We start from the raw sequence: 9,984 nt of genomic DNA on the forward strand, positions 1-9,984 counted from the left end.
TTTTTAGGCTGTGAAGCCTAAATAAGCTTAAATTACATGTAGAAATTTGAGCCTAGACCGAGCGCAGCGAGAAAAAAAGCTTTATGAGCGAAGCGAATTCCGAGTTGCTTTTGCTTTTTTTAAAGTCAAAAAGGGATTAACCAAAAAATTGCCCCTCGAATCGAGCGAAAGCGAGATTCAATAGAGTTTGAGCGTAGCGAAAACATAGGGCAATTTTTCATGACTAGGGCTTTTAATACTTTTTTATATTTTAATACTTTTAAAACCTTTTAATGTTGTATATCTAATTGATATTTAAAAATTAAATTCCATATATATATACGTTTACTTCCATATATATATACGTTTACTTCCATATATATATACGTTTACTTCCATATATATATACGTTTACTTCCATATATATATACGTTTACTTCCCATTTACATACATAATTTATTAATGTATATATATTGAGGAATCTTTAGCATTCGAACAGGTAGCGACACCTGAATTTTAGTCGTTTTGGAGATGGTAATGACGACTGATAGACAGGTGAAAGATATGCTTATAGCTAAGGCTAATGCCTTAATTGCGGCAAGTTATAATTTAGAGTTAATTGAACAAAGATTAATTTTTCTAGCAATTATTGAGGCTAGAGAAAGTGGATTAGGTATAGGTGCAAATGATCCATTAACGGTACATGCAAGTTCTTATGCTGAAAACTTCGATGTCACCATTCATGGTGCATACAGTGCGTTAAAAGAAGCCGTAGAGCTACTATTTAAGCGTCAATTCAGTTATGAAAGCACAACAGCCAAAGGGAAAAAGGAATATATCAAAACCCGCTGGGTTAGTGAGATTAGATATATTCCAGATGAAGCTGTTGTTAAGTTAATTTTTGCACCATCTATTGTTCCTTTAATTACTCGCTTAGAAGAACAATTCACGACTTATGAACTTGCTCAAGTCAGTAAATTATCTAGCAAATACTCTACACGCCTTTATGAATTACTTATGCAATGGAAAAGTGTCGGAAAAACTCCAGTCTATGAAGTAAATGACTTTAGAAATAAGCTTGGTGTTGGAATAAATGAATATAAACTCACTGCTAATTTTAAAGCTCGTGTTTTAGACTTAGCTGTTGCCCAAATAAATGAGTGTACAGATATTTCTTTAGAATATTCTCAAACCAAAAAAGGTCGCTCAATTTTTGGATATTCTTTTACATTCAAAAAAAATCAAAAGACCTCTAAAGCAATAGAAAATAAACATGATCCGGATGTCGATCTTTTTATAAAAATGACAGATAAACAGCGCCATCTGTTCTCAAATAAATTATCTGAGCTTCCAGATATGAATAAATACTCTCAAGGCACAGAGAGCTATGCACAATTTGCAGTTCGAATTGCTGAAATGCTAAAAGATCAAGAAAAGTTTAAAGAACTACTCCCGTACCTTAAAAAAGTAGGATTTAACACATAATAAACTTCATGTTCAGTTAGGATGTTCATATGAACATCCTTGTACATGCACTGAGGGATTACATTGAACACAACAAAATTTAGCGTAATGGACGCAAGTAAAGCCTTTAAAAAGTCTAGAACAACAATCTATGAAGCTATAAAAAATGGTGAATTATCAAGAGATAATGATGGTCTTATAGATCTATCAGAATTAATAAGAGTTTATGGCAATCCAATTGGTGTTCAGTCCAGTACACGTACTGAACAAGTTCATAAGGATGTACCTGTACACGTCCAATCAGAGGTTGAAACTGTCCTAAAAGATCAGATCACCTTACTTAAAAATCAGTTAGATTTAGCAAATCAAAGAGAAAAGTCTTTGATGCAACATATCGAAGATCTCACTCATAGAATTGAGTTTAAAGGTGTCCTAGAGACATCTAGACAGGAAGATAAAAACCAGTCTGCAATGGATACTACAGTCAATACACCTCAGACTGTTCAACAGGATAACTCTGAGGTATTAGCTAACCGTGATCAAAAAGAAAATAAGCGTATTCCTATGCCGGAACACGTTGAACCGGAACAGCCGAAAAGAGGCTGGTTAAGCCGGTTTTTCTTGCCGAATGGCTGAGGTTATTGTTCACGAGAGCTAATCAAAAGCGTGAAACATTGATCAAAGAATAGGCGTGGAACGTGAAGAATCACAAAAAAGCCGTTCCAGTGCGCTGTTTACTGGAACGGCTTTAGTTAAGATATTGATGCTGAAGGAAAAAATTCAAGCATTTCGTATAACGCGTATTATGTTAATTTTAGAAAAACTTTAAAGCATTTAAACGAAATATATGAACTTAATTTCAGCAATTTTATTAAAGGAACATCCTATTAATGGATGTATTCAAGATGGAAGCGGAAACCCTAAACCGTTTCCAATTCTTGCTATTGATGGGATTCCATTAAATATATGGATAGATAAAAATACCAATATCATTGAAGAGACAAATACTCTTGTTCCAGCACAAGGATGGTTATATGACTTTGAAAACAATCTGTCTTTAAGTAATGCCTGGAAACTTCTAAAACCTGAAGTTTCTGAATATGGTGCTGTCTCGACAGTCGTACCAATTTTAATTTGTCCTGATGATTTAGATCTTGTGTGCAACGTAATTATGGTTGAACAAGTTACTACAGAAACAGAGGTCACATGGATCAGATTTGGACGAAGCTGGAATCATATAAATGATCTAGTTACATCAGTAATTTGGGAAAAGCCCTTTTCATCTCCTGTCTTAACATTCAAATTGAGTAATTTTGAAGAAGCATACAATAATTTAAAAAGCTTAGATAAAGTCTGGAATGGGGTTATTTAACATAATGGGCATTATACGAAATGCACAAATTGAAACATATAAAAATCAAAAACTTATGATATAAATTATTTGCTCGATGATGTTCAAAAGCCGACTTGGAAACAAGTCGGCTTTTTTATGAGCGGTTTTGGAGTGTTTTGCCAATAATTTTGACTAAAAATTACACTAATTGGGTTGAGTGATACAATTTTGTGATACATTATTGTATATACAAATTTGAATGTTTTTTATGGAACAGTATTTTGAATGGGATGAGGCTAAGAATCGAAAGAATCAGAAAAAGCATGATATCTCTTTCGAAACTGCAAGCCTTGTTTTTGAAGATCCATTACGGATCTCAATCCAAGACAGACATACCGATGGTGAAGAACGTTGGCAAACCATTGGACGAGTTAAAGGCGTACTAATGTTATTGGTGGCTCACACCATTTTTGATGAAGATGACTGTGAAATCATACGAATCATTAGTGCAAGGCAAGTGACTAAAGCGGAGCGAAACAAATATGAGCATGGTTAGATACTCACGCAAAGAGCTGAATGAGAAATTTGGTGAGAAGCAAGATGCTGAAATTCAACGCTTGCTTGCTAAAGGCACGGTTCCGGATGATCAGCTAGATCTATCAGATATTCCTGAAATTACCGATTGGAGCAGTGCTGTACGCCAAAATCAATTTTACCGCCCAGTGAAGCAACAAACTTCAATTCGGTTAGATGCTGATGTACTTGCTTGGTTCAAAGCTCAAGGCAAAGGTTATCAAACACGAATGAATGAAATTTTACGGGATGCTATGCTGAAAGAATTAAAAAATCATCAATAAAAATGGGAGCTTAAGCTCCCATTTTTGACTTCGTATAACGTGTATTATGTTAATTGTAGGAAAATTTAAGAATTAGGGGGTAAATGAAATTGAAAAAGATATTATTAGGCTTAGCATTAGTAATTTTGAATCAACTGACGTGGGCTGATGAAGTTGAATTTAGTAAGCAATATAATAACTGTATGGATAATTCAGGGGGCGTTACAGTCGAGATGCTTGATTGTATAGCTGCGGAAACTAAGCGTCAGGATCTTAGATTAAATAACGCTTATAAGAATGTAATAGGTTTACTTCCACCTCAACGCCAAAAGCAACTTCAAGAAACTCAACGCGCTTGGATTAAGTATAGAGATTTAAACTGTGATTTTTATGCTGATCCAAATTCAGGAACTTCTGCAACTTTGAATAGTAATTCATGTTTCTTAGATACTACTGCATCTAGAGTAAAAGAATTAGAATGGTTTAAAGAGTATTACTCTAATTAATTCATGTATTTTATTAATTAGCTCGATAAATATTATCGAGCTTTTTAATTTTTTATCTTTTGAATTTGCCTAATGCCTACTATATTAATTTTAGAAAAACTCAATAATTATTCATTATCTTCTATTTCTTCGACCTTTAGATGGTCTACTAACCGATTGTTTTGCTATGTATTCATTCCACCAAGAAAGCTTATCTACATTATCAGGGGTAACTCGGGAATCTAACGCTTTATAAATCATTTTCACCATATTAAACGTATGACTACCATCCACATGTAAAGCTAAATCTTCAGAAACAGAAAAACCTAAAGTATCTAAAACAACTTCTATACCTTTCATGCGTGCTAATTTTGCTGCAGGAACAAAGTCACTATCACCTGTTACTAAAACTATTTTATCAACCAATTTTTCATAAGCTAATGTTGAAATATCTAATCCAATTTTAGTATCAACACCCTTCTGATTAACATTTAAAAAAAAGTCATCATTTGTTATTTGATCCCAAGTTATTTCTCTTTTGATTAAAGACTTTAATGTTTCCGATTTTAGTTGCCACTCTGTTTCTTTACCTAGCTTACCTAACCTAAGAGCCGTTTTTCGAGTCTGAGCTAGGGCTGTATGTAATTCTCTACGAAGAACATAAGGAGCATGAGTTTTGGGATTAAAATTTTTAGGAGTTGTATGACCTGATCCTGCTTCAGGAAAAGGATATTTTTTTTGATCAGTTGGAGCTAATGGGGGACAATCATAAAAATATACGCGATATAAAGCATCCTCAGCCTCATCTCGTGACTTATAAGTACAGTGGAAATTAACGACATTCCAATATATTTTTATAATTTCATCTGAAGTGAATGTATGAGTTTTATAATATTTTCTAGCTGTAAAAAAGATTCTATTAATAAAAAATCCACCATCAATAAGTACAGCAACTTTTTTCATAAAAACCTTTTTTAAAAGCAAAAAAAAACTCAGAACCATCATGTAGATACTACTTAATTGTCTACGGACGGGGCTGAGTTGCTAAATTCATAGTAATTCTATGCACACTTCCGATCAAATTGACCATATATACAATATATAATTATTACATATAAATCATAACCTTACAATTAAATGCTTGACTTGCTGTGATTTATTAAATATAAGTCCTAAGGACTTATATTTAATAAATTGAAGAAGATGAATACTTTTTTCTTAAATTGGTTCTTCAATGAATATGAAAAAACCATAATTTCTAGACAGCAATTATTTAAATCTATATTTGAATTCTGTGTCTTATTAAAAGTAGAAGACAATATAAACTTAAACCCCAAAAGCCAATATTATAAAGCAGTAGAGCAGTTAGCTAGTTCCAAACAAGTAGCTTGCCATCAAAAAACGCAGTTTGGTTATAGTTTTTTCTCAAAAAATAAGGATAGTATTTCTGCAGAAGAACTAATTTGTCTTCTATTCCCTTACGGATCATTAGCTTATGGAAGTGCTTTATACGAACTAAAATTAACTAATAAGCAACCCCAATCTGTTTATTTTAAAGCTCCAAGCCGCTCCTTATGGAAGAAAAAGGCCTTATTAGATCTCCCATCCGTACCTGAACACTTAAGAAAGCAGTTCAATATACAAGAGTATTTTGACTACATATTTCCAATATATCCATACGAAGATATATTTCTAAATAAGCAATTAGTTGTTTTATCAGAGAAAAACTTAAATTTAGACAATTTAGTTAAACACGGAGATCTCAGAGTTCAAAATCACTTTGATTTATTGTTAGATACATTAAGGAAACCACAATACTGTGGAGGTTTTGCCCATGTATTTGAAGTTTTTAATAATAATGTTGATAGATTTTTAGATGGTTTAATTAATTATGCTTCTAATGAAGGAACTTGTATTGATAGAGCTAGACTAGGATTTATGTTAGAAAAAATGCTTTTCATTAAACATCCTAGTCTTAGTAAATGGAAATATGAAATGACTGATAAGAGAGGTGGGTCACGTAAGCTAATAGCTGCAAATAATTTTGAAGAACATTTTGATAGCGATTGGAATATTTCATTAAATCATTCTCTAGCTCAAAACCCGCCAAAAAATAGAACTATAAGATTTAACTTAACATAAAATCTCTTATACGAAATTCGTTAATCAACTCAATCGGCTATAGATAGGCATTCGCTTTATTCATCATCTTCTTTGAATAAAGATTCGATTTCATACCAATTGGGAAGTTGATACCGTTTAGGCACAACTTCGAACTGTAATTTGACACTACAGAGAACAAGTTCAAACAAGTGAAAAGAACCAGTAAAATGACCATTCTCCATCTCAGAAATCGTTGTTTTATTGACTCCGGATCTTTCTGCTACAGTCTTCTGGGTATACCCTAATTTTTTTCTTGCGGACCTGATTTGTTCTCCAATTTCTTTTCTAGAAGCCATTTTTCATCAAACTCCAAAGCGTTTTATTTGCCATATAGCGAACTTTAAATATTTCATGCATAAAGTTCGCTATATGGCAAACTTTATGCATGAAATTATTTTATGAGCAAAGCCTGTATACATTCTAGAACTCGAACTAATCCATGATCTTCCTGAATTTGCTCAACAGGAATACCTTCAGTCATACGATTTGGTGAACGCATAAAAGTTTGAACTGCTTCTACATCTCCACCGTTCAATGCATATAATGACTGGAACACTCGAATCAATAACAATGCTTGCTGACCAGCCGTTGAAACAGGCTCTACTCCCATATTAATTATTGCCGTGTGATCTGCACCTAGAACCTGAGCAAGTTGATCCATACTGAGACCAAGTTTCTCAGCAGTACGCAGTACAGCTTTTGAAAGCACTACTTTGTTATCCATCTCACAAATATCCTAAAAATTACAAGGAGTTAAAAATATGAATACTGTTGAAATTCCAGAAAATAAATTTCCATTTTCTGAAGCTGAATTACTGAAAAATATAGATGAATATAACGCACACGCTGATGAAATTTTTGCCATTGTTGAAAGTGAATTCTGTAAGCCTTCTACGCCATTTTAAAGATTAATTTAGTATGATTATTTATATATTTCATAGACTTACAAGCATTTTGGAGTAGAGGGTTTTTAATTTTTAAATTTAATTATTTTGCGATTTTTCCAATAAATATTATTTAGTTACAAGCATTTTGGAGTAAAGGGTTTTCTCTAAAAACTTACTAATGATTATGGTTCCGGAGTATTGTTCAGATCATCATGATTTCGCGTATTTTCACTTTTAAACTGTTTATGTGGGTTTGATGCATACATATTCTCAAATTGTGAAATACGCTCATTTAGACGCTCTAACATGCGTATTTCATCGTATGTCAGAGACCGACCTCTCGAATTTTCTTGAATCATCGCTACATCGCACTTGTAGATTTCATAAACAAGCGTAGATACTTCTTTCCGAGTATCTTTTATTGCAACGTCATTCAATAAAGATGCTTTACGCTCAATCAATGTAATAATATCTGTTGATGAGCTTAATTGTTTATCTGACAAGTAAATGATTTCATTTAGTTTATCATGCTGAATGTAAGCAGTATTACTCAAACGCACCGCCAAGTTATATACAGCAACAGGATCTATAATTTGCTGCTGCGCTTGGCTTTTAATTTCTTGCTGTTTTAACTTTTCAGCTTCTTTTATTTTTTCAAACGCAGCGTAATACTGCTGATGATATAACTCAAAATTATTCCAATCTCTCGTTGTAATTATCATTTCTTTCTTCGCTTGAACCTCTTTTATGACATCCGGATCAGAGCTATATAACTTGTAACGTGGAATCTGTTCAACATCGCGAAGATTGGTGCCATGCTTGGCGTTATAGTCTTTATTACTTAGACATGAAGCGACATTTGGCACCAAAATTTCTAACTCGGGCTCACCAGGCTTACGTCCTTTAACTTTAACTATTTTTGTTGGAGCGTACTTCAGCAGACTTTCATTTATCAAGTTTTCAGCAATTTGGCGATGATAATTAATCTGTTCACGGCCAAGCCCTAATACGTCAGCAGTGAGTTTTTGCGCGCCCCCTTTCGTTGGATTTTTAGGTCGATATTGTTTAAAAAACTGTTCAGGTGGTCTTTCCAAACCATCGGCAAGGGTTCGCTCTGAATACATGAAATGTAAGTGCGGTTGATCTTCACCAGTAATTGCTGATTTATGGATATGAACGGCACAAGTGAACGGAAATTGATGCTTGTTTGCGAACTCATCAATGAAATTTTCAACAAGTTCTTGCCTTTGCCAGCTACTTAATTCTTTCGGTAGAGCGACAGTCATCACCTGGCTAGTTCGTCCACGTTCAATTTCATATCTATCTGCGGAGTGCCAAAAAACTTTGGGATTCTTTTCAGCCCACGTTGGCATGTTTCCAGATTTTACAAATTCAACCGATTCTCCATCTTTCAACTCTGAATGATGAGCAGTTCGAGTGATGTAATGAAAGCCATTTTTTGAAGTTGAATTTCTCTTAGGCTTAGTCTTGTTTTTACCTACTGGAGTGGACGATTTTTTTTGTTTTACGTTATGTCTTTGATTGTAGTAATACATAAAAATCCATCAATTCAGTTGGGTCGCTTCTGCCGCCGGCAGGCCGAGGAGGAGTGTCTTTTAACTTGATCATAACCCCTTTAGGGGGTATGTCAATTAAAAGACACGGAAACGAGGTCACTAATTATTTCTGTATAAACAGAAATAATTATGACTCACCCACAATTGCAAGTTATGATAATTTTTAATTAGTGGCAATATTTTGAGGTTTAAAAAATGGCAGGGCGTCCAAATTTAGTCGTTACTCTAGATGAGTTATGCGAACTTTATAAGCACATTAAAACTCTCCCATTTCATAAAATAATTGAGCAAAATTTTGTTCAAGAGTATGAAATGAACCCAGAAAACTTGCTTCTTCAAAACATGGCATTAGTTAAAAAATGTCGGTATGAAAAAAATGATTTCGATAAGCGAATGACCTATCTAAATCTATTAAAGCACAATCCAAAACTAACCAAATTAGAGCAATCTATACTTGAACTGGAAAAGCTATCAATGACCAATGTTGATGCTTATTTCACGATGCACAAGTCATTAGATCAGCTAAGACGATCTGCTAAAAATGAGTTTTTAGAGAAAAATATTGCTATCGAAGTTCAAAAAGTATTAGATCCCGCTATTCCTCAACAAAAATTAGAATCTAGAAACCAACGAAATGCGGAACTAATTTTTTTAGGTGCCGCTGTCAAAAAATTATTAGCTGAATCCACTGGATATGAGGCTAACAATGACATAGAAAGAATTGGTATAGCGCTAAAAATGGCTATGTTTGTTGAATTTGGGAAAGAAGAATACAAAGGCTTTAAAAATGTCATTCAAAGCTTTGAAGAACGTCCAGAATGTCAAAAAATTAATAAAGTGATTAATAAGATTATTAATGATCCTAGAAATCCTCATAAACAATAAGGCATCTAAATTGCAATTAAGCGAGTGTCTACGAGCGACACAATGAAAAGTCGCGCCTAGACTCTCTGAAAAACTGCTTTTTAGGCTGTGAAGCCTAAATAAGCTTAAATTACATGTAGAAATTTGAGCCTAGACCGAGCGCAGCGAGAAAAAAAGCTTTATGAGCGAAGCGAATTCCGAGTTGCTTTTGCTTTTTTTAAAGTCAAAAAGGGATTAACCAAAAAATTGCCCCTCGAATCGAGCGAAAGCGAGATTCAATAGAGTTTGAGCGTAGCGAAAACATAGGGCAATTTTTCATGACTAGGGCTTTTAATACTTTTTTATATTTTAATACTTTTAAAACCTTTTAATGTTGTATATCTAATTGATATTTA

14 protein-coding genes are annotated in these 9,984 nt (G+C 33.6%); 10 read left to right on the forward strand and 4 right to left on the reverse strand.

Features of this window, described 5'->3' with window-relative positions; translation table 11 throughout:
• The first annotated feature begins 535 nt into the window (after positions 1-535).
• The 7 genes from repM to B9T33_RS16280 all read left to right on the forward strand — a co-directional run bounded on the left by repM (position 536) and on the right by B9T33_RS16280 (position 4,119).
• Complete coding sequence (gene repM / locus B9T33_RS16255; RefSeq protein WP_086179928.1) at positions 536-1,465, forward strand: replication initiation protein RepM; 930 nt, start codon at positions 536-538, stop codon at positions 1,463-1,465.
• A gap of 87 nt (positions 1,466-1,552) precedes the next feature.
• Positions 1,553-2,080 (forward strand): plasmid replication DNA-binding protein, encoded by a 528-nt coding sequence (locus B9T33_RS16260; protein ID WP_086179920.1) that lies wholly within the window; start codon positions 1,553-1,555, stop codon positions 2,078-2,080.
• Positions 2,081-2,135: 55 nt separating this feature from the next.
• Positions 2,136-2,273 carry a hypothetical protein gene (locus B9T33_RS16525; protein ID WP_171263664.1) on the forward strand — a complete coding sequence of 46 codons (138 nt, stop codon included), beginning with the start codon at positions 2,136-2,138 and terminating at the stop codon, positions 2,271-2,273.
• A gap of 18 nt (positions 2,274-2,291) precedes the next feature.
• Positions 2,292-2,816 carry a hypothetical protein gene (locus B9T33_RS16265; RefSeq protein WP_086179921.1) on the forward strand — a complete coding sequence of 175 codons (525 nt, stop codon included), beginning with the start codon at positions 2,292-2,294 and terminating at the stop codon, positions 2,814-2,816.
• Positions 2,817-3,045: 229 nt separating this feature from the next.
• Entirely contained in the window at positions 3,046-3,333 is a 288-nt protein-coding gene (locus B9T33_RS16270) for a BrnT family toxin (RefSeq protein WP_000438825.1), read from the forward strand.
• A complete protein-coding gene (locus tag B9T33_RS16275) occupies positions 3,320-3,634 on the forward strand; it encodes a BrnA antitoxin family protein (protein WP_004728120.1) in 315 nt (104 codons plus the stop codon). Before B9T33_RS16270 ends, B9T33_RS16275 begins: the two co-directional genes overlap by 14 nt.
• Before the next feature lie 83 nt (positions 3,635-3,717).
• The gene (locus B9T33_RS16280) at positions 3,718-4,119 is read left to right on the forward strand and encodes a lysozyme inhibitor LprI family protein (RefSeq protein ID WP_143224028.1); all 402 of its coding nucleotides are present in this window, start codon (positions 3,718-3,720) and stop codon (positions 4,117-4,119) included.
• Between the two features lie 114 nt (positions 4,120-4,233).
• On the opposite strand, the gene B9T33_RS16285 is transcribed toward B9T33_RS16280, so the two are convergent.
• Positions 4,234-5,061 (reverse strand): NYN domain-containing protein, encoded by an 828-nt coding sequence (locus B9T33_RS16285; protein WP_171263665.1) that lies wholly within the window; start codon positions 5,059-5,061, stop codon positions 4,234-4,236.
• A 240-nt stretch (positions 5,062-5,301) separates the two neighbouring features.
• On the opposite strand from B9T33_RS16285, the gene B9T33_RS16290 reads away from it, so the two are divergent.
• The gene (locus tag B9T33_RS16290) at positions 5,302-6,240 is read left to right on the forward strand and encodes a hypothetical protein (protein ID WP_086179923.1); all 939 of its coding nucleotides are present in this window, start codon (positions 5,302-5,304) and stop codon (positions 6,238-6,240) included.
• A 56-nt stretch (positions 6,241-6,296) separates the two neighbouring features.
• Here B9T33_RS16290 and B9T33_RS16295 read toward each other — a convergent pair whose 3' ends face one another.
• Both B9T33_RS16295 and B9T33_RS16300 read right to left on the reverse strand, forming a co-directional pair.
• Positions 6,297-6,557 (reverse strand): helix-turn-helix domain-containing protein, encoded by a 261-nt coding sequence (locus tag B9T33_RS16295; protein WP_086179924.1) that lies wholly within the window; start codon positions 6,555-6,557, stop codon positions 6,297-6,299.
• A gap of 95 nt (positions 6,558-6,652) precedes the next feature.
• Entirely contained in the window at positions 6,653-6,985 is a 333-nt protein-coding gene (locus B9T33_RS16300; RefSeq protein ID WP_086179925.1) for an antitoxin Xre/MbcA/ParS toxin-binding domain-containing protein, read from the reverse strand.
• Positions 6,986-7,022: 37 nt separating this feature from the next.
• On the opposite strand from B9T33_RS16300, the gene B9T33_RS16530 reads away from it, so the two are divergent.
• Entirely contained in the window at positions 7,023-7,166 is a 144-nt protein-coding gene (locus B9T33_RS16530) for a hypothetical protein (protein WP_171263666.1), read from the forward strand.
• A gap of 164 nt (positions 7,167-7,330) precedes the next feature.
• On the opposite strand, the gene B9T33_RS16305 is transcribed toward B9T33_RS16530, so the two are convergent.
• Positions 7,331-8,704, reverse strand: coding sequence for a MobA/MobL family protein (locus tag B9T33_RS16305; RefSeq protein ID WP_086179926.1), 1,374 nt, complete (start codon positions 8,702-8,704; stop codon positions 7,331-7,333).
• A gap of 216 nt (positions 8,705-8,920) precedes the next feature.
• Here B9T33_RS16305 and B9T33_RS16310 point away from each other — a divergent pair, with 216 nt between their 5' ends.
• The gene (locus B9T33_RS16310; RefSeq protein WP_086179927.1) at positions 8,921-9,610 is read left to right on the forward strand and encodes a hypothetical protein; all 690 of its coding nucleotides are present in this window, start codon (positions 8,921-8,923) and stop codon (positions 9,608-9,610) included.
• The last annotated feature ends 374 nt before the right edge of the window (positions 9,611-9,984 follow it).

The organism is Acinetobacter sp. ANC 5054 (assembly GCF_002135295.1).
Taxonomy (GTDB): Bacteria; Pseudomonadota; Gammaproteobacteria; order Pseudomonadales; family Moraxellaceae; genus Acinetobacter.